General features: G+C 39.3%; 23 protein-coding genes. All 23 read left to right on the top strand.

Annotated features, from left to right (window positions below; genetic code table 11):
• Positions 1-13: 13 nt before the first annotated feature.
• The 23 genes from sucD to fliL all read left to right on the top strand — a co-directional run bounded on the left by sucD (position 14) and on the right by fliL (position 20,224).
• Positions 14-928 carry a succinate--CoA ligase subunit alpha gene (gene sucD / locus FS458_RS11880; RefSeq protein ID WP_144700799.1) on the top strand — a complete coding sequence of 305 codons (915 nt, stop codon included), beginning with the start codon at positions 14-16 and terminating at the stop codon, positions 926-928.
• A 78-nt stretch (positions 929-1,006) separates the two neighbouring features.
• Entirely contained in the window at positions 1,007-1,873 is an 867-nt protein-coding gene (gene dprA, locus FS458_RS11875; protein ID WP_144700797.1) for a DNA-processing protein DprA, read from the top strand.
• Between the two features lie 99 nt (positions 1,874-1,972).
• The gene (topA, locus tag FS458_RS11870; RefSeq protein WP_144700795.1) at positions 1,973-4,048 is read left to right on the top strand and encodes a type I DNA topoisomerase; all 2,076 of its coding nucleotides are present in this window, start codon (positions 1,973-1,975) and stop codon (positions 4,046-4,048) included.
• 13 nt (positions 4,049-4,061) lie between these two features.
• Positions 4,062-5,366, top strand: a complete 1,305-nt coding sequence (gene trmFO / locus FS458_RS11865; protein ID WP_144700793.1) for an FADH(2)-oxidizing methylenetetrahydrofolate--tRNA-(uracil(54)-C(5))-methyltransferase TrmFO — start codon at positions 4,062-4,064, stop codon at positions 5,364-5,366.
• A gap of 61 nt (positions 5,367-5,427) precedes the next feature.
• Positions 5,428-6,333: a tyrosine recombinase XerC gene (gene xerC, locus FS458_RS11860; RefSeq protein WP_144703529.1), complete on the top strand. Its 906-nt coding sequence runs from the start codon at positions 5,428-5,430 to the stop codon at positions 6,331-6,333.
• Between the two features lie 24 nt (positions 6,334-6,357).
• A complete protein-coding gene (gene hslV / locus FS458_RS11855) occupies positions 6,358-6,897 on the top strand; it encodes an ATP-dependent protease subunit HslV (RefSeq protein WP_137789675.1) in 540 nt (179 codons plus the stop codon).
• Positions 6,898-6,917: 20 nt separating this feature from the next.
• Positions 6,918-8,312, top strand: a complete 1,395-nt coding sequence (hslU, locus tag FS458_RS11850) for an HslU--HslV peptidase ATPase subunit (RefSeq protein ID WP_137789674.1) — start codon at positions 6,918-6,920, stop codon at positions 8,310-8,312.
• A 24-nt stretch (positions 8,313-8,336) separates the two neighbouring features.
• Complete coding sequence (gene codY / locus FS458_RS11845) at positions 8,337-9,116, top strand: GTP-sensing pleiotropic transcriptional regulator CodY (protein WP_066393642.1); 780 nt, start codon at positions 8,337-8,339, stop codon at positions 9,114-9,116.
• A 474-nt stretch (positions 9,117-9,590) separates the two neighbouring features.
• Complete coding sequence (flgB, locus tag FS458_RS11840) at positions 9,591-9,977, top strand: flagellar basal body rod protein FlgB (protein ID WP_144700791.1); 387 nt, start codon at positions 9,591-9,593, stop codon at positions 9,975-9,977.
• Between the two features lie 2 nt (positions 9,978-9,979).
• Positions 9,980-10,426 (top strand): flagellar basal body rod protein FlgC, encoded by a 447-nt coding sequence (gene flgC / locus FS458_RS11835; protein WP_144700789.1) that lies wholly within the window; start codon positions 9,980-9,982, stop codon positions 10,424-10,426.
• 12 nt (positions 10,427-10,438) lie between these two features.
• Positions 10,439-10,738 carry a flagellar hook-basal body complex protein FliE gene (fliE, locus tag FS458_RS11830; protein WP_144700787.1) on the top strand — a complete coding sequence of 100 codons (300 nt, stop codon included), beginning with the start codon at positions 10,439-10,441 and terminating at the stop codon, positions 10,736-10,738.
• Between the two features lie 81 nt (positions 10,739-10,819).
• Entirely contained in the window at positions 10,820-12,412 is a 1,593-nt protein-coding gene (gene fliF, locus FS458_RS11825; protein WP_144700785.1) for a flagellar basal-body MS-ring/collar protein FliF, read from the top strand.
• 14 nt (positions 12,413-12,426) lie between these two features.
• On the top strand, positions 12,427-13,440 hold the full coding sequence (fliG, locus tag FS458_RS11820; RefSeq protein WP_144700783.1) for a flagellar motor switch protein FliG: 1,014 nt from the start codon (positions 12,427-12,429) through the stop codon (positions 13,438-13,440).
• Complete coding sequence (fliH, locus tag FS458_RS11815; protein WP_144700781.1) at positions 13,433-14,227, top strand: flagellar assembly protein FliH; 795 nt, start codon at positions 13,433-13,435, stop codon at positions 14,225-14,227. Before fliG ends, fliH begins: the two co-directional genes overlap by 8 nt.
• The gene (gene fliI, locus FS458_RS11810; RefSeq protein ID WP_144700779.1) at positions 14,224-15,540 is read left to right on the top strand and encodes a flagellar protein export ATPase FliI; all 1,317 of its coding nucleotides are present in this window, start codon (positions 14,224-14,226) and stop codon (positions 15,538-15,540) included. Before fliH ends, fliI begins: the two co-directional genes overlap by 4 nt.
• Positions 15,540-15,977, top strand: a complete 438-nt coding sequence (gene fliJ / locus FS458_RS11805; protein WP_144700777.1) for a flagellar export protein FliJ — start codon at positions 15,540-15,542, stop codon at positions 15,975-15,977. The genes fliI and fliJ overlap by 1 nt, the downstream gene beginning before the upstream one ends.
• A gap of 16 nt (positions 15,978-15,993) precedes the next feature.
• The gene (locus tag FS458_RS11800) at positions 15,994-16,560 is read left to right on the top strand and encodes a MotE family protein (RefSeq protein ID WP_144700775.1); all 567 of its coding nucleotides are present in this window, start codon (positions 15,994-15,996) and stop codon (positions 16,558-16,560) included.
• Between the two features lie 26 nt (positions 16,561-16,586).
• Positions 16,587-17,747 (top strand): flagellar hook-length control protein FliK, encoded by a 1,161-nt coding sequence (locus FS458_RS11795; protein WP_231607269.1) that lies wholly within the window; start codon positions 16,587-16,589, stop codon positions 17,745-17,747.
• 6 nt (positions 17,748-17,753) lie between these two features.
• Entirely contained in the window at positions 17,754-18,206 is a 453-nt protein-coding gene (gene flgD / locus FS458_RS11790; RefSeq protein ID WP_144700771.1) for a flagellar hook assembly protein FlgD, read from the top strand.
• A gap of 12 nt (positions 18,207-18,218) precedes the next feature.
• Entirely contained in the window at positions 18,219-18,593 is a 375-nt protein-coding gene (locus FS458_RS11785) for a TIGR02530 family flagellar biosynthesis protein (protein WP_144700769.1), read from the top strand.
• An 83-nt stretch (positions 18,594-18,676) separates the two neighbouring features.
• Positions 18,677-19,534 (top strand): flagellar basal body rod protein FlgG, encoded by an 858-nt coding sequence (gene flgG / locus FS458_RS11780; protein ID WP_144700767.1) that lies wholly within the window; start codon positions 18,677-18,679, stop codon positions 19,532-19,534.
• Positions 19,535-19,582: 48 nt separating this feature from the next.
• Positions 19,583-19,795: a flagellar FlbD family protein gene (locus FS458_RS11775; protein WP_144700765.1), complete on the top strand. Its 213-nt coding sequence runs from the start codon at positions 19,583-19,585 to the stop codon at positions 19,793-19,795.
• Positions 19,796-20,224 carry a flagellar basal body-associated protein FliL gene (gene fliL, locus FS458_RS11770; protein WP_144700763.1) on the top strand — a complete coding sequence of 143 codons (429 nt, stop codon included), beginning with the start codon at positions 19,796-19,798 and terminating at the stop codon, positions 20,222-20,224. It begins immediately after the preceding gene.
• Positions 20,225-20,231: the final 7 nt, after the last annotated feature.

Genomic DNA, 20,231 nt, shown 5'->3' with positions numbered 1-20,231 from the left:
GATGGATTGATGCATGAGCATTTTTATTAATAAAGATACAAAAGTTATCGTTCAAGGTATTACAGGTTCTGTTGGTCTTTTTCATACAAAACAAATGCTTGAATATGGTACGAAAATTGTAGGCGGTGTTACACCAGGTAAAGGTGGAACAGAAGTTGAAGGTCTTCCTGTTTTTAACACCGTTGTGGATGCAGTTAAAGAAACTGGAGCTAATGCTTCTGTTATTTATGTTCCGCCTGCATTTGCTGCAGAAGCGATCATTGAAGCTGTTGACGCTGAACTTGATCTAGCAATCTGTATTACTGAAGGTATTCCAGTAATGGATATGGTAAAAGTTAAACGTTACATGGAAGGCAAGAAGACACGTCTAGTTGGTCCGAACTGCCCGGGTGTAATCACTCCTGAAGAATGTAAGATCGGTATCATGCCAGGGTACATTCATACAAAAGGTCATGTTGGGGTTGTGTCACGTTCTGGTACATTAACGTATGAAGCTGTACATCAGCTTACAGAGCGTGGGATCGGGCAATCTACAGCAGTTGGTATCGGTGGAGACCCAGTCAACGGAACAGACTTTATCGACGTTTTAAAGGCTTTTAACGAAGATGAGGACACATATGCAGTAATCATGATCGGTGAGATCGGTGGAACTGCTGAAGAAGAGGCAGCTGAATGGGTTAAAGCGAACATGACGAAACCTGTAGTAGGATTCATTGGTGGTCAAACCGCACCTCCAGGAAAACGTATGGGGCATGCTGGTGCGATCATCTCTGGTGGAAAAGGTACAGCAGATGAAAAGATCAAAACGATGAAAGCTTGTGGAATTAAAGTTGCAGCAACGCCTTCAGTTATGGGTGAAACTTTAGTTGAAGCTTTAAAAGAAAACGATCTATATGATCGCTGTGTAACAAACAAAGCAAAAGCGTAATAACGATTACAACGTGAAAAGCTCCCAGATCGGGAGCTTTTTATTTACATTGAATTGTTTCATGAGGAGGAATGCAGTTTGGATAAAGAACGCTTAATTTTTCTTCATCATTGCGAAGGACTCACTTGGAATCAATTAAGATCAATAGTTGTAGCTGATCCTGAACTTAAATCTGTTTTTTCAATGGACATTCGCAGGTTGAAAATGTCGTTTGGTTACAGTGACCTAACGGCAAAGCGCCTCCATCAACACATGAAACAATATAATAGTACATACATAATGAAGAATCTTTTAAGACAATCTATTTCAGCAGTTACGATATTCGATAATAATTATCCTCCGCTGTTAAAGAACATTTATGACCCGCCATGGGTTCTTTATGGACAAGGGGATTGGACAATCCTAAATCGGGATAAAATGATTAGTGTGGTCGGTACTCGTCATCCTAGCAAACAGGGAAAACAAGCGTTAGAAAAAGTACTTACTCCTTTAATTGATAATAATTGGATCGTGATCAGCGGATTAGCTAAAGGGATTGATACGTTCGCTCATGAGTTAAGTATTCAACACAAGTCCTTAACAGCAGCAGTTCTAGGTTCTGGCTTGTTACAGATCTATCCGCAAGAAAACAGAGCACTAGCTAAGAAGATTAGTGAACAAGGAATCTTGTTATCTGAGTTTGCGCCACAGGTTACACCAAAACGCTGGCATTTTCCGCTTCGTAACCGTATAATAAGCGGTCTCAGCCGTGCAACACTTGTTGCTGAAGCACGAACAAAGAGTGGTTCCTTAATTACAGCTGATCAAGCACTCGAACAAGGAAGAGATGTATTTGCGATCCCAGGATCCATTTTAGAAGAGTGTGCGAACGGGACCAATTTTTTGATTCAAAATGGAGCAAAATTAGTCATGAGTGCAGAAGATATTCAAAACGAAAGTATCTAACCGTTTTCATTTAAATGAGGAAACAGTTTGACAAATGCAGATACATTATTTAATAATAGGGAAGATTTCACTAAACCCTTAAAGGGGGATAAACTGTAAATGGAAAAATATTTAGTCATTGTTGAGTCTCCCGCCAAAGCAAAGACAATAAAAAAGTATCTAGGGAGCAAATATGACGTTAAAGCATCTATGGGACATGTTCGTGATCTTCCCAGAAGCCAGACTGGCGTAGATGTAGAAGCAAACTATGAACCAAAATACATTACGATCCGTGGAAAAGGTCCTATCTTAAAAGATTTAAAAACTGCAGCGAAAAAAGCAAAACGCATCTTTCTCGCAGCTGACCCGGATCGCGAAGGTGAAGCAATTGCATGGCATCTTGCTCACAGTTTGGATATGGATTTAGATTCTGAATGTAGAGTTGTGTTTAATGAGATTACAAAAAATGCGATAAAAGATTCTTTTAAAAGACCAAGAAAGATCAATATGGACTTAGTTGATGCACAGCAAGCAAGAAGGGTGCTTGACAGACTAGTAGGATACAAAGTCAGTCCGTTATTATGGAAAAAGATCAAAAAAGGATTGAGCGCTGGACGTGTACAAACGGTTGCGGTCAGATTGATCGTTGAACGAGAGAAAGAGATTGAAGCGTTCCAACCAGAAGAGTATTGGAAGATTAAAGGGATCTTTAGTGCTTCTGGAGAGGATTTTGAAGCACAGTTCTATGGAACTGGCGGCAAGAAAAAGGAACTTTCCAACGAAGAAGAAGTGAAAGAAATCCTAAGCACGATAAAAGGTAAACAGTTTAAGATCGATTCTGTTCAGAAAAAAGAAAGACGCAGAAATCCTTCGCCGCCTTTCATCACTTCTTCACTTCAACAAGAAGCGGCAAGGAAACTAAATTTCCGAGCTAAAAAGACGATGATGCTCGCACAGCAATTATATGAAGGAATCGATCTAGGAAAAGAAGGTACGGTCGGTCTGATCACCTATATGCGTACAGATTCGACACGTATATCTGATACTGCTAAGACAGAAGCTGCTGAATTCATCGAAAAAGAGTATGGAGAGCAGTTCGTGAACAAATCAAGAGTGGAGAAGAAATCAGGAAAGAACGCTCAAGATGCCCATGAAGGGATTCGTCCCACTTCTGTCATGTATCATCCACGTGATTTGAAGAATTATCTTTCACGAGATCAACTCAGATTATATAAGCTCATCTTCGAGCGTTTCTTAGCGAGCCAAATGGCATCTGCCGTTCTTGATACGATGACAGTAGATCTAGAGAACAACGGAATCAATTTCCGTGCGACTGGATCTAAGGTTAAGTTTCCTGGATTCATGAAAGTCTATGTTGAAGGCAATGATGATGGAAAAAAAGAAGAAGATCGTATTCTTCCAGATGTTCAAGAAGGCATGAAAGTAGAAAAGAAAGATCTTGAACCAACTCAGCATTTTACGCAGCCTCCTCCTCGATATACGGAAGCAAGACTTGTTCGTACGATGGAAGAACTGGGTATAGGCAGACCATCAACATACGCACCAACGCTTGATACGATTCAAAAACGTGGGTATGTAGCTCTAGACGAAAAGAAATTTGTTCCAACAGAGCTTGGTGAGCTTGTTTTAGAGATGACATTGGAATTCTTTCCTGAAGTATTCAACGTTGAATTTACTGCCAAGATGGAAAGCGATCTTGACGAAGTAGAAGACGGAAAAGAAAACTGGATAAGGATCATCGATGACTTCTACAAAGGTTTTGAAAAGAAACTGAAGATTGCAGAAGAAGAGATGCAAAAAGTAGAGATCAAAGATGAGCCGGCCGGTGAAGACTGTGAGAAATGTGGACATGAGATGGTCTATAAGATGGGACGCTTTGGAAAGTTTATGGCTTGTTCTAACTTTCCAGACTGCAGAAACACGAAACCGATCGTAAAAGACATAGGTGTTACATGTCCGACTTGTCATGAAGGAACAATCGTAGAGCGGAAAAGTAAGAAAAAGAGACTTTTCTATGGATGTAACCGTTATCCAGATTGTGAATTCGTATCTTGGGATAAACCTATTGCCAGAACATGTCCGAAGTGTAATAGTATGTTAGTAGAAAAGAAAACGAAAAAAGGCAAAGTCGTACAGTGTGTCTCTTGCGATTATGCTGAAGAGGAAGCAAAGTAAGGAGTTTATCTTCATGAATCAACATGTTAACGTAATCGGAGCAGGTCTTGCTGGAAGTGAAGCAGCTTGGCAGATCGCTAGCCGAGGAATTCAAGTAAAATTATACGAGATGAGACCGGTTAGACAAACACCGGCTCATCATACTGAGAAGTTTGCAGAACTAGTATGTTCGAACTCACTTCGTGCTAATACACTAACGAACGCTGTCGGTGTACTAAAAGAAGAGATGAGAAAATTAAACTCTGTTATTATTTCATCAGCTGATGATTGTGCAGTTCCTGCTGGTGGAGCTCTGGCGGTCGACCGTCACGAATTTGCTAGTCTTGTGACAGAGCGAGTTAAGAATCATCCTAATGTTGAGGTGATCACTGAAGAAGTTACAGAGATCCCTGAAGGTCCAACTATTATTGCGACAGGACCTCTAACTTCTGATAACTTATCAAAATCGCTAAACTCATTAACGGGAGAAGAGTATCTCTATTTTTACGATGCAGCTGCACCGATCATCGAAGTAGACAGCATCGATATGGACAAGGTGTATTTAAAGTCCCGTTACGACAAAGGTGAAGCAGCTTATCTAAACTGTCCGATGACTGAAGAAGAATTTGACCGTTTTTATGAAGCGTTAATCACTTCTGAAACAGTCCCTCTAAAAGAATTTGAAAAAGAGATCTTTTTCGAAGGTTGTATGCCAGTTGAAGTTATGGCTAAAAGAGGTAAGAAAACATTATTGTTCGGACCGATGAAACCAGTCGGTCTCGAAGATCCGAAAACAGGCAAGATTCCTTATGCGGTCGTTCAATTAAGACAAGATAACAGTGCAGGAACTCTATATAATATTGTAGGTTTCCAAACACACCTTAAATGGGGACCTCAAAAAGAGCTTCTAAGACTGATTCCAGGCTTAGAGAACGCAGAGGTAGTACGTTACGGTGTAATGCATCGTAATACGTTCTTAAACTCTCCACGCCTCTTAGAAGAGACGTATCAGTTAAAAGCAAGAAAAGATCTTTTCTTTGCAGGTCAGATGACTGGTGTTGAAGGGTACGTTGAAAGTGCTGCTTCAGGATTGATCGCGGGAATCAATGCTGCAAAGTTGGTTAATGGCGAAGAACTAGCTGTTTTCCCTAAAGAGACGGCGATCGGAAGCATGGCGTATTATATTACGACTGCTAATCCGGATAATTTTCAACCGATGAATGCTAACTTTGGACTTCTTCCACCTCTTGAGAAGAGAATCAAAAATAAACAAGAGCGTAATACAGCTCTAGCTAATAGAGCGTTGGAAACAATTCAGAATTTTATAACAAATTTGTGAACATGTATTGATTTAGCCCCTAAATTGTGTTACGATTTAGGGGCTTTGTGAGGTGTATGAAATGGTATCAGAACGCCAACACGTGGTGGATTTCTTGAATTATTTAATGATCGAGAAGAACTGTTCACCTTATACGATTGAACACTATGAAAAAGACATTAATGATTTTACTTCTTTTTTGAAACAGCAAGCAATCGAAGGATTCGCTGCTGTTTCTTATGTTTTAGTCAGGCAATATTTAGTGACTCTCCATGAGAAGAAGTATGCTCGAAATACAGTAGCAAGAAAGATATCGGCGATGAGAAGTTTTTATCGTTTCCTAAACCGCGAAAAGATCGTCGAAGAACATAACCCTTTTGCTATGGCATCACTCCCTAAAAAAGCAAGAATGCTTCCTCAATTTCTTTACGAAAAAGAGTTGGAGAGGCTTTTTAATGTGTCTGATATTACAACCCCCATGGGACAAAGAAATCAAGCCATCCTCGAAATATTGTACGGAACTGGTATTCGTGTCAGTGAATTGTGTAAGATGCAGTTAAAGGATCTTGATTTAAATGTAGAGATAGCGCTTGTTAAAGGAAAAGGTAAAAAAGAAAGATATGTTCCGATCGGATCGTTTGCGAGAGAATCTCTTGAAAAATATCTACAGGACGGTCGCAAGTTGCTGTTAGAAAAAACGGAGAAAAAGTCGGATGCATTATTTTTAAACTATAAAGGGGAACCTTTAACCGCGAGAGGCGTAAGAACTATATTAAATAAACTAATTGAGGAATCTTCCCTTACGATACATATCAGCCCGCATGTTTTGCGGCATACGTTTGCGACGCACATGCTGAATGAAGGCGCAGATCTCAGAGCAGTTCAGGAGCTTTTAGGGCATGCTAACCTTTCCTCTACACAAGTTTATACACATGTTTCAAAAAGTCATTTAAAAAAAATCTATAATAATGCGCATCCTCGAGCATAAAAACAAAAAGGGAGGGATTTTTCAATGTCAACATTTCATGCTACTACAATTTTTGCGATTCAGCATAACGGCAAGTCCGCTATGACTGGAGATGGTCAGGTTACATTCGGCAACGCAGTTGTAATGAAACATACAGCCAAGAAGGTAAGAAAGCTTTTCGGAGGAAAAGTGCTTGCTGGGTTTGCAGGCTCGGTTGCAGACGCATTTACGCTTTATGAAAAATTTGAGAGCAAGTTAGAAGAATACAGCGGAAATCTGCAGCGTGCATCTGTAGAGATGGCTAAAGAATGGAGAACAGATCAAGTTCTTAGAAAGCTTGAAGCTCTATTAATCGTAATGAACGAAGAGCATATGTTATTGATTTCTGGAACTGGTGAAGTTATTGAGCCAGACGATGGAATTCTCGCGATTGGATCAGGTGGCAATTATGCTCTAGCCGCAGGTCGGGCACTGAAGAATCATGCACCTGAACTTTCTGCAAAAGAAATCGCTCTTGCATCTTTAAAGACTGCTGGCGAAATTTGTGTTTATACGAACACAGAGATTGTTTTAGAAGAATTGTAAAAAGTAAAGGAGCGGTTGCAATGAACAGTCAATTAACTCCAAGACAAATTGTTGAAAAGTTAGATCAGTATATTATAGGTCAAAACGATGCAAAGAAAGCTGTTGCTGTTGCGCTTCGTAATCGTTATAGAAGAAGTTTGCTCGACGACAAGCTTCGTGATGAAGTATCACCTAAAAATATTCTGATGATCGGACCTACTGGTGTAGGGAAGACAGAGATTGCTAGAAGGTTAGCAAAACTAGCTCAAGCCCCGTTCATTAAACTTGAAGCAACTAAATTTACTGAAGTTGGCTATGTTGGTCGTGACGTTGATTCGATGGTACGTGATCTAGTTGAAACTTCAGTAAGACTTGTAAAAGAGCTGAAGATGAATGATGTAAAAGACAAAGCTGAGCAAAATGCTAATAAAAGACTTGTAGAGCTCTTAGTTCCAGGTAAGAAAACAGAAACGAGCTTTAAAAACCCGCTAGAGATGTTCTTTGGTGGGGGTAATCAAGAACAGGAACAAAAGCCACAGCAAGATGATGTTTCAGATCTTAGACAGAGACGAAACCAAATGGCACAGAAGCTTGCGCTTGGTGAGATGGAGGATCATCTTGTTACGGTAGAAGTAGAAGAGCAGAATCCTTCTATGCTAGACATGTTCCAAGGTTCGGGTCTGGAACAAGTAGGCATGAACATGCAGGATATGATCGGTGGACTTATGCCGAAGAAAAAGAAAAAAAGAAAGCTAACTGTTCGAGAAGCTCGTAAAGTATTGACGCAAGACGAAGCGGCAAAACTAATCGATATGGATGATGTTACGAGTGAAGCAGTTTACAAGACCGAACAAACAGGTATTATATTTATAGATGAGATCGATAAGATTGCAGGAAAGAACCAAAATTCTGCTGATGTAAGCCGTGAAGGCGTTCAGCGAGACATCCTTCCGATTGTTGAAGGTTCTACAGTAATGACGAAGTATGGCTCGATCAAGACGGATCATATCCTGTTTATTGCAGCTGGAGCTTTTCATATTTCTAAGCCTTCAGATCTTATTCCAGAGCTGCAAGGAAGATTTCCGATCAGAGTTGAACTAAATAGCTTGTCTGTTGAGGATTTTACACGTATATTAATAGAGCCTGATAATGCGATCATAAAACAGTATAAAGCTCTATTGAGTACGGAAGGTATAAATGTTGAATTTTCTGACGATGCTATTGCTAAGATTGCAAGCATTGCCTATGAAGTGAATCAAGACACCGATAATATTGGTGCACGAAGACTTCATACCATATTGGAACGCTTATTAGAAGATCTATCTTTTGAAGCGCCTGATATCAGCTTAGATCAAATTACCATTACACCCGAGTATGTAGAAGAAAAACTGGCTAACATCGCAAAGAACAAGGATCTGAGCCAATATATATTATAGGATGCAGTAGGAGGAAGAAATACAATGAATTTATTGAACAAAGCAAGAAGTATCAACTCGATGCTTCAACAAACAGGTGGTAAACAAGTAAACTTTAAAGAGATGGCTGAAACACTTAGTACGGTGATTGAAGCAAATATTTTTGTAGTAAGCCGTCGTGGTAAACTGTTAGGTCTCGCTCTTAAACAAGAAATTGAGAACGAGCGTATGAAGAAGATGATCGAGGATCGTCAATTCCCTACTGATTACACAAAAAATCTTTTCAACATTACAGAGTCTCTTTCAAACATTGACATAGAGAGCGATTATACAGCATTCCCAGTTGAGAACAAAGATTTGTTCTCGACGGGATTAACGACAATCGTTCCGATCGTAGGTGGCGGTGAAAGACTAGGAACTCTTATTCTTTCAAGACTATCTACTTCATTTGAAGAGGACGATCTAGTTCTTGCTGAGTACGGTGCTACAGTTGTTGGAATGGAGATCCTTCGTGAAAAAGCGGAAGAGATCGAAGAAGAAGCTCGTAACAAAGCAGTTGTTCAAATGGCGATCAGTTCATTATCATATAGTGAGCTAGAAGCGATCGAACATATTTTTGAAGAATTAGAAGGAAACGAAGGATTGCTTGTAGCAAGTAAGATTGCAGACAGAGTGGGTATTACTCGATCTGTAATCGTAAACGCGCTTCGTAAATTAGAGAGTGCAGGTGTAATTGAATCTCGTTCTCTAGGTATGAAGGGAACGTATATCAAAGTGTTGAACGACAAGTTCTTGCTTGAGCTTGAAAAGCTTAAAACTTCATAATAACCAATAATAAGATCCAGCTCTTTAAACCAGAGCTGGATTTTTTTGTTCCAAAAAACTCAAAGTGCTAATTATGAATCTCATATTATTTGTTATAGAGAAATTTTACTTTGGGTGCTGTATCAACATTTTTAAGATGTTTTTAATGGAAGGTTGAGATAGAAAAATTTTTGAAAAAAACTTCTATTGTTTATTCACGGTAGATTAGATACAACGAAAAAGGATAAAAATGTAAATATTTGTCGATTGTGTACGAAAGTGGTAAAGAGGTACCAAAAACCGTATAAATATAGGGATTTTATTACTATTTTTGAAATTGGGTCCAAAGTCACGGTCGAAATATAGTCCTTTCTATCGAAAAAAGTCAGTTTGGGAAAAAATACATAGACACTTTTTGGATATATCACTTAAAATATGATAGTGAGGTAAGATTTAACATAATATGAAACTTCTATAGTAAAAAAGAGGGAAGTGGTGAACTTGTTCTCTGGCTCAGTCATTAAAAACTTAGAGATGGCATTAGATGGATCAGCATTAAAACAAAAGACCATTTCAAATAACTTAGCTAATGTGGACACACCTGGATATAAAGCTAAAGAAACTGTCTTTAACCAGGAATTCAAAAAAAGCTTGCAAGCCCATCGAACAGATCAGCGGCATTTTTCATTCGGGACTGAAACATCCTCTTCTTTTAGTGTAAGAGAAAAAACGAATACAGTGATGAATCATAACGGAAATAATGTGGATGTAGATAAAGAGATGGCAGAATTAGCAAAGAATCAGCTTTATTATCAGACACTCGTACAGCGAATTAATGGAAAGTTTAATTCAATTAAGATGGTTGTTAAAGGTGGGAGATAAAAATGGGAGTTTTTGATGCAATGAATGTATCAGCATCCGGTTTAACGGCTCAACGGCTTAGGATGGATGTTGCTTCCTCTAACATGGCAAATGTCGATTCGACACGCGGAGAATATAAGAACGGTGTGTGGGAACCGTATCGACGTAAAATGGTCGTCTTAGGTTCTGGTGAATCTAGTTTTAAAAACATGTTTAATAAAGCAGTGGATAACGGAAACATGTCTGGCGTTAGAGTCAATGGGGTAGTCAATGATCAAACTCCATTCAAAACAGTTTACCAACCTGAACATCCTGATGCGAACGAAGAAGGATTTGTTCAACTTCCGAATGTAGATCCACTAAAAGAGATGGTCGATTTAATGAGTGCTACTCGATCGTATGAAGCAAATGTTACTGCACTAAACGCAGCAAAAGGAATGTACTTAAAAGCATTAGAAATTGGCCGTTAGGGGTGTTGAAACATGGACAAAATTTCAATTGGTTCACTTCAGAACATCAGTAATCCAACTTCAGTCTCAAAAGTGACACCATATGAAGCTCAAGAAGATTTTAAGAGCTATCTAAAAGGAGCTTTAGATACGTTGGGTGAAACACAAGCACAATCTAATCAAGCTACTCAAGGTTTGATGAACGGAAATATGGATAACCTCCATCAAGTGATGATCACAGCTGAAAAAGCAAGTGTAACGATGCAAACGACTCTTGAGATTCGTAATAAAGTTGTTGAGGCCTACCAAGAAATAATGAGGATGCAAGTATAGGCTCTGTTATATGATTCGATATTAGCATTCAATTTTGGGGGTAGCTGTTAAAAATTTTTATTGCGCTTATCGGGGGAAAAAATGAAAGAAAAATGGAAAAACATCATCAAGCAAACGACAGAGCGGTTTAAAGCTCGTTCCAATGTACAAAAGGGATTTATTCTCAGTGTAATCTTTCTTATTATTGCAGCATTCATTTTTGTAACAGTCATGATGTCAACACCAAACCTTGTTCCTTTGTATTCAAATCTTTCCCCTCAGGAAGCAGGTCAAATACAAGAGAATTTAAATAGCAAAGGTGTGGCAAACGAAGTACAAGATGGTGGGAAAACAATATTAGTTCCTGAAGAACAAGTGAATAACCTGCAAGTGCAGTTAGCTGCAGAAGGATTACCTGAAAGTGGAAATATTGATTTCTCATATTTTGGTGAGAAATCAGGTTTTGGAATAACAGACAAAGAGTTTGGTGTTCTAGAAAGAGAAGCAACACAGACAGAGATTGCTAGTTTAATAAAGAGCATCAACGGGGTTGAAGATGCGAGCGTTATGATTACCCTCCCCGAAAGTAGTGTGTGGGTAAACCAAGAAGAAGAAAAAGCTTCAGCTTCTGTTGTTCTATCATTAGGAGCGGGAGCGAAATTAAATGAAGATCAGGTGAAAGCACTCTATCATCTCGTTTCAAAGAGTGTGAGCAACCTTCCTATGGAAAATATCGTCATTACGGATCAATACTTTAATTATTATGACTTGAATTCTGTAAACTCTACTGCTTCAGCTTCAAAATATGAAGAGCAAAGAAAGATTAAGCAGGATGTTGAAAGAGACTTACAACGAAGAGTTCAACAGATGTTATCAACCATCATGGGACAAGGTAAAGTAGTTGCTACAGTGACAACAGATATTGACTTTACGGAAGAAAAACGTGAAGAGAATATTGTAGAACCTGTTGATAAAGAAAACATGAAAGGCATTGAAGTAAGCGTTGAGCGAATAAGAGAGACGTTTACAGGAGAAGGTGCAGGAGAAGGTGGAGTAGGAGGAACGGGTGATCAAGAGGTACCTACCTACCCAGGTTCAGCTGCTGGCTCAAACGGAGACTATGAAAAAGTAGAAGAACGTATCAATAACGAAGTGAACAAGATACGTAAAGAAATCGTGGAGAGTCCGTATGAGATAAGAGATCTAGGCATTCAAGTCATGGTGGAGCCACCGACTCCAAACAAACCAGAATCGTTACCGCAAGAACGATTAGATGATATTGAACAAATTTTGAGTGCGATCGTTAGAACGAGTATCTCAAAAGATATAAACGAAACATTATCAGAAGATGATATTCAAGAAAAAATATTTGTATCTGCACAGCCGTTCAACGGAAAGCAAGAAACAACTGCCGTTTCGAAAGGTATTCCGTTATGGATCTACATAGTTGGTGGAGTCTTATTAATCGTTATTATTCTATTGATCTTCTTGCTCTCTCGAAAAAGAAGAACAGAGACCGAAAGCAAGATTGAAGAATTCCAGATGGATGAGCCTCAAGAATCTTACTATGTACCAGATGTAAACCAAGAAAAAGGGTCTGAGGGAACAGTTCGTAAGGAACAGTTAGAACGAATGGCAAAAGAAAAGCCTGAAGAATTCGCAAAGCTAGTAAGAACATGGCTTTCAGAGGAGTAAGGAGGTAACGAACGATGGCAAAAGGTATGAAAGAACTTACTGGTAAAGAGAAAGCAGCAATCCTCGTTATCTCTTTAGGTCCAGATGTGGCTGCCCAAGTATATAAACATTTAAGTGAGGAAGAGATTGAGAGATTAACCCTTCAAATCTCACAAGTTAGAAAAGTAGATTCAACGTTGAAAGATGAGATTATCACTCAATTTCATCAGTTAGCTCTAGCACAAGATTATATTACCCAAGGTGGAATCGGCTATGCGAAGACAGTACTTGAGAAAGCGGTAGGTAAAGACGAAGCGATGCAAATTATCAATCGTTTGACATCGACTTTGCAAGTAAGGCCGTTTGACTTCGCTCGAAAAGCAGATCCGGGTCAAATATTAAACTTTATTCAAAACGAACACCCGCAAACGATTGCTCTGATTTTGTCTTACTTGGATTCCTCACAGGCTGGTCAGATACTTTCTGAACTTCCGCAAGAGATGCAAGCTGATATAGCGAAAAGGATCGCATTGATGGATCGAACATCACCAGAAGTGATCAATGAAGTGGAACAGATTTTAGAAAGAAAGTTATCTGCTACCGTTACACAGGACTTCACCCAAGCTGGTGGAGTTGAAGCTGTTGTCGAGGTCTTAAACGGTGTGGATCGAAGCACCGAACGGACAATCCTTGATGCGCTTGAAATTCAAGATCCTGAGTTAGCGGAAGAGATCAAGAAACGAATGTTTGTATTTGAAGATATCGTAACGCTTGATAACCGTGCCATTCAAAGAGTTATTCGTGAAGTGCAAAATGAAGATCTGCTTCTTGCTTTACGTGCATCTAGCGAGGAAGTAAAAGAAGTGATGTTCAATAACATGTCACAGCGTATGGCTGAAAACTTTAAAGAAGAAATGGAGTTTATGGGACCTGTTCGCCTTCGTGATGTTGAAGAAGCTCAGTCTAGAATCGTTGGAACCATTAGAAGACTTGAAGAAGCCGGAGAGCTTGTGATCGCTCGAGGCGGAGGAGATGATGTGATTGTCTAAAGTCATAAAATCTTTTCACGATCACAAAGAGAAGTCTGAAACAAATGAAGTGGTCATAGGAATTCAGTCGCTTTCATTATTTAACATGAGAAATCAGCGTTTAGAAGATGAGGATGAAGAATCAAATATCATTTCTATTAAAAATCAAGCGTATAACCTGCTTGAAGAAGCGAAGATCGAAGCTGCTTCTATTACAAATGAAATAGAAGAATATAGAGCAGCACAAATTAAAAGATTAGCTGATGAAGAGGCTGCTTGGAAAAAGAAGCTAGAAGCGGCATACGAACAGGCAAAGAATGAGGGTTACGATGCTGGCTTTCAAAAAGGTGTTGAGCAAGGACACGAAAGCTGGGCTTCACAATTAAATGAAGTTAAAAGTTCTATGGATACATTAAGGCAAGAATATCATAACGTCCTTAGTGAAGCAGAGCCACAGATGATCATCTTAGCTATGGCAGCTGCTGAGAAAATCTTAGGGAAAAAGCTTCAAGAAACACCTGAAACGTGGATTTCTATCGTAAAACAACTTGTTAAAGAAGCTAGAGAGTTTGAAGAGATCAAGCTATACGTTCCACCGCAATGGTTTGAACTTACACAAAACTATCGAGAAGAACTAAAGAACATGCTTCAATCGACAGCGACTCTTTTCATCTATCCAGATGAAAACTTGATCGAGAATGGTGCAATCATTGAGTTTCCTTTTGGAAAGATCGACGCAACACTCGACGTTCAACTAAAAGAGATCAGAGAAAAACTGTTAGAACAACTTGAGGTGTCAGATCAATGAACGTCCAAAATTTGATGAAGTCTCTTCAATCAATCGATTCTTATAAAAGATATGGAAAAGTGATTCGGGTTGTGGGGCTAATGATTGAATCTAAAGGGCCGAAAACATCGATCGGTGATGTCTGCTATATACACACGGGGAACAACAAGCAAAAAATCAAAGCTGAAGTAGTTGGTTTTCAGGAAGAGAACGTTTTGTTGATGCCCTTTACATATGTAAAAAATATTGCAGTTGGCAGTTTGGTTGAAGCCACACACCGTGCGTTAGAAATTAAAGTAGGACCTTCTTTGATCGGAAAAGTACTAGATGGTATGGGTGTTCCTTTAGATGGCTCTCCTCTGCCTCGTGGATTGTTTCGTTATCCGTCAGAGAACGAGCCGCCGAATCCGATGGAAAGACCTAGGATTCAAGAAAGTATTCAGCTTGGTATTCGGTCGATCGACAGTTTGTTAACGGTTGGAAAAGGTCAGCGGGTAGGTATTTTTGCCGGAAGTGGAGTAGGTAAGAGTACGCTTCTAGGCATGGTAGCACGTAATTCGACAGCTGACCTTAATGTTATCGCGCTAATCGGTGAACGTGGACGCGAAGTTCTTGATTTTATTGAGCGAGATCTAGGTGAAGAAGGTTTGAAGCGATCTATTGTAATCGTTGCGACTTCAGATCAACCTGCTTTAATGCGGATAAAAGGTGCACTGACTGCAACGAGTATCGCTGAATATTTTCGAGACCAAGGCAAGAACGTTATGTTGATGATGGACTCTGTAACGCGTGTGGCTATGGCTCAGCGTGAGATCGGATTAGCTGTTGGAGAACCCCCAACTACAAAAGGTTACACACCGAGCGTATTTGCGGTTCTTCCAAAATTGTTAGAACGATCTGGGACGAATAAGAACGGAACGATTACAGCTTTTTATACCGTGTTAGTTGACGGAGACGATTTTAACGAGCCCATCTCAGATACGGTTCGAGGAATTCTAGATGGACATTTTATCTTAGATCGAAACTTAGCCAATAAAGGGCAGTTTCCTGCTGTTAACATTCTTAAGAGTATAAGCAGGGTGATGAATGACATCGTTCCGAAAGAACACCGGCAAGCGGCTGAACGTCTTCGAGAACTTCTATCATCCTATGTGGAAGCAGAAGACTTGATCAGCATTGGCGCATATAAAAGGGGTTCTTCGAAATCAGTGGATGAAGCGATACAGATGTACCCCAACATTCTATCGTTTCTTAAACAGCAAGTGGATGAAGATGTTAGTTATGAACAAGCTCTAGAGCGGTTGTTGATTGAATTTGGGAAGGATGAACGTTGATGTCATTTCATTTTTCTATGGAGAAAGTATTATCCGTTAAACAAAAAGAAAAAGAATCGATTGAACAAGAATTAGGAGAAGCTGTACAAGCGTTTGAAGGCATAGCAGAAGAGATATACAGCCTACTTAAAAGGAAAGAAGACATCGAGAACCAATCGAATTATACCTTTAAGCAGAAAATCGTTGTAAACGATCTACAGAATACGCAGCGTTTTCTTTTATCCATGACGAACAAGATTAAAGATTTACAGCCGCTGTTACAAAGAGCAAGAGAAAGAATGCAGGTTATTCAACAAAGGTTATTACAGCAAACCATTGAAGTGAAAAAATACGAGAAGCTAAAAGAAAGACAACTCAGCGCCTATAAAGCGGAAGTTGCTTCATATGAGAATAAGCAGAACGACGAATTTTCGGTTTTGCGTTTTGCGAAGTCGTAAAAAATCAGGTGATTAAATGAAACAGAACGAAAAATCCAGCAGAGTGGTTTGGCTTTTATTAGTAGTATTCGTACCTTTCGTTTTTGCACTGACTGTTTTCGGAATCGTACTTTCTTTTATGGGAGTGAACGTATGGGAAGAAGCAAAAAACACGGGTAAGAACATACCCATAATCAAAAATGTTTTTACCGAGAAAACGGAAGTAGCTGTAACGAGCAATGTACAAGAAAAGCAGTGGAAATCGAAGTTCGAAGAACAAGAAGATTACATTAAAGTATTATCTGCTGATCTGCAAAAGAAAGAAAAAGAAGTAACCGATTTAAAGAGCAATATTGCTCTATTAGAAAAGCAAGTAGAAGATGCTGAAACAACTGTGAAAGATGAAGAGAATGAGCAATTAAAGAAATTATATGAAGCAATGTCAGCAAAAGATGCTGCAGCAGTTATGACAGAGATGAATAACAATCAAATCATGAGCATCTTGATGCTTTTACAGTCTGAAACGCAAGCTGAGATCCTTTCCAAACTTGATGTAAAACGTGCAGCTGAGCTTACGGTTCTAATGGCAAACAAAACGCTATAAAAGGAGGTGTGAAAAACGTGCAATTAATGATTTCGCAGCCAGCGGCTACAGGAGTGCAGTCTTCACCAGTATCTGGATCTTCTCAGAAAAGTAGCAACATCGATTCTCTCTTTTCTCAACTTCTGGCATCTTCAGCTACTGAGAATGAGGGAGTTACAGAGGGTTTAGGAGATATGATCGCTAGTATTTTAGGTAACTTTGAGGGACTTGAATATAAGGCAGACCAATTGAATAACGAAACGGTTCAATCATTATTAAACGATCTGCCACCAGAAATGAAAGAAGTTGTTGAAAAGCTTCTTGAGAGCGAGATTGATTTCTCTGAGATTCCAACAAACCCTTCTCCAGAGCTGAAGCTAGCTCTATTGTTACAGCTTGTTGTTAACGAAGAAGCCGTACCATTCTCTCAAAAAGATCAGAAGCAACTCACAGATTTGATAGGCAGATGGTTTCCAGGAATAAAGCTTGATCAAAAAGATTCTCTAACAAAACAAACAGAGCAGATTTTTGGAGAGATCAAAAAGCTTCTAAACGAGTCATCGGGTAATGATAAGAATGCTTTCTTAAAAGTTTTTGAGACGATATCGGTTGAAAAAAAGCTGAAAAGCTTTGCGGACCAAGCCTTTCAGCGATATGTACCGACAGCAAAGTCAATCGAACCAAACGTTTCCGCTTCTAAAGAACTTCAAACGCTGCAGAGTCCACTTTCTCCTCTAGAACAATGGACATTGAAAGTGCCTGTTACAGGAGTGGAAGGACAGAAGGAGCAGTTTGTTCGTGAGGTTCAACAGATTATATCAAGAGGAAAACTATTCGTTACAGAATCTGGATTTACGAAGATGCAGATCCGGTTAACACCTGAACATCTTGGCAACATCGAGATACAGCTTATCCAAAAACATGGTGAGATCACAGCGAAGATCATAGCTTCAAGCCAAGGGGCAAAAGATGCCTTGGATAGTCAGCTCACACAATTGAAACAAGCTTTCACAAGTCAAGATATAGATTTTGAAAAGATTGATGTATTTCTAAACGGAGACGAACAGACCTTTGATTTTCGTGATGAGAATAATCAAGGATATGAAGATCAGCAGCATGCAGAAGAGAACATGTCTGAGGAAGAGAAGTCAGATCATCTATCTTTTGATGAACAATTATCACAGTTGGTATTAAACGAAAAGGTGTGATGAGCGATGACCAAGATCTCTGAAGATCTGATGCTTTCTAATTATCAAGCAAAAACAAAACAAACAGGTTCAAACATTTTAGGTAAAGATGATTTTTTAAAGATATTAATCACGCAGCTTCAAAACCAAGACCCTACAAGTCCAATGCAAGACCGAGAGTTTATCGCACAGATGGCAAGCTTTTCATCACTAGAACAGATGACAAACATGAATCAGACTATGCAGCAATTCCTATCGTTCCAAACAGAATCTTCATTATTACAACAAAGCCAGATGATCGGTAAACAAGTAACCTACGAAACGGAAACAATAGATACAGAAGGTAACAAAAAGATAGAAGAAAAAGAAGCTGTAGTGAAATCTGTTTTATTTGAAAAAGGATCTGTCATGTTGGAAATGAGTGATGGAACAAAGATCACAAGTTACCAAGTGATCAAAATATCCGATCAGGCAAAGTAAGGAGTGGATAACATGAGCGAACGTATACACGCTCATCAATTGTACCAGCCGATGCTTTACCCCAAACATCGACAGCAGAAAAAAATAGATCAATCTTTTCAGTCCGTTTTTCATAAAGAGCTTGAAAACCAACTCACCATTAGCAAACACGCTCAAAAAAGACTGCAAGATAGAGATATTACGATATCAGAATCAAGCTGGAACAAGATAAGTGAAAAGATGATCGAAGCTGGACAAAAAGGTATTAAAGACTCATTAGTGATCATGAAGAATGTCACGCTAGTCGTGAATGCGCCAAATCAAACCGTGATTACAGCGTTAGATCGAAACGAAAGTACATCTCAGATCTTTACAAACATCAATGGTGCCATCGTCATAGACGAATAAACGAGCTGGACCTTTACAGGAGGCTCACAAAACTGCCGATTGACAGACGCAGTTATTAAACCAAGTAAGGGAGATAAAAACAAATGTTACGTTCTATGTATTCAGGAATCAGTGGTATGAAAAACTTTCAGGTGAAACTAGATGTAATCGGTAATAACATCGCAAACGTAAACACGTACGGATTTAAAAAAGGCCGTACAACGTTTAAGGACCTTGTGAGTCAGCAGATTGCTGGGGCGAGCGAAGCCACTGCAACAAGAGGTGGAGTTAACCCGAAGCAAGTTGGGTTAGGATCACAATTATCTACAATAGATACTGTGCATACTCAAGGGAGTTTGCAAAATACTGCTCGTCCACTAGATTTAGGAATTTCGGGTGACGGATTTTTTAGATTAGGTACTGGAACAATTGCAGCAGCAGGAGGTGTTAAAGGAATAAATATTACCCTCTCAGAAACAACATATTCAAGAGCTGGTAACTTTTATTTAGATCAAGAAGGTTACATTGTTAACTCTGACGGCAAATATTTACTCGGTCCTGTAGGGACTCCTGCAACGACAAGTGTTGCAATTAAAATACCAACTGATGCAAAAAGCTTTAGTGTAGGTGCTGATGGAACAGTAAATTATATTGATAAAGATGGAAAATTAACGAAAGCGGGTCAAATTGAGCTTGCAAAGTTTTCAAATAATGAAGGTCTTGAAAAGGCTGGAAGTAACGAATATCGAGCTAGTACCAACTCTGGTAATCCGCTACCCTCATACCCTGGTGGAACAGGCGGAGCAGGCACACTAGTAGCAGGTGCACTCGAAATGTCCAACGTAGACTTATCTGAAGAGTTCACTGAGATGATTGTTGCACAGCGTGGATTCCAAGCGAATACAAGAATCATCACGACATCGGATGAGATCCTTCAAGAACTAGTGAACTTAAAACGTTAACGTGAAGGGAGGAAGGGGTAAGCAGGAACCGGCTTAACCCCGAAACTCATGATTTCTTTAACTCAGTTAAATGGCAATACATTTACGCTGAATGCGATCTATATCGAACAGATTCAATCTTTTCCGGATACTACGATCACATTAACTACAGGCAAAAAATTTGTTGTTAAAGAAAGTGAAGAAGAGGTTGCTCAACTGATTTCAGAGTTTTATAGAAATATTACGTTGTTGCCACTAAGTCAGAAAAAGGAGGGTCTGTAGTTGGGAAAAAATAAAGCGGTAACGATCATGCTTTCCATGCTTGTAGCGATCGGTCTAATCGGTGCAGCAGGATATTACGGGTTTAAGCAGTTCTCACCTAAGACCGAAGCTTCTGAGCCTACAGCAGAAGAGCTGGACAAGCTGATGGTCGAAACCAATGAAATGACAACCAATCTTGCAGATCAATCTTATGTGAAGATTCAGTTCAAGATTCAAGCGGATAATGAAGATGCGAAACACGAACTTGAGAAAAGACTGTTCCAAGTGAACAATCTTATCATCTATGAGATCTCGAACAAGAAAACAGAAGAACTATCTGGCCAGCAAGGGTTGATCTCTCTAGAGAACAAACTGAAAACAGAGCTTAATAAGGTTATGCAAGATGGGAAAGTAGTCAGAGTCTACACAACTCAAAAGATCATACAATAATTCACTA

This window comes from Fictibacillus phosphorivorans (assembly GCF_007673525.1).
Taxonomy (GTDB): domain Bacteria; phylum Bacillota; class Bacilli; order Bacillales; family Fictibacillaceae; genus Fictibacillus; species Fictibacillus phosphorivorans_C.
Note: the sequence above shows the minus strand (reverse complement) of the source record. Positions and strands in the feature narration are given on the sequence as shown.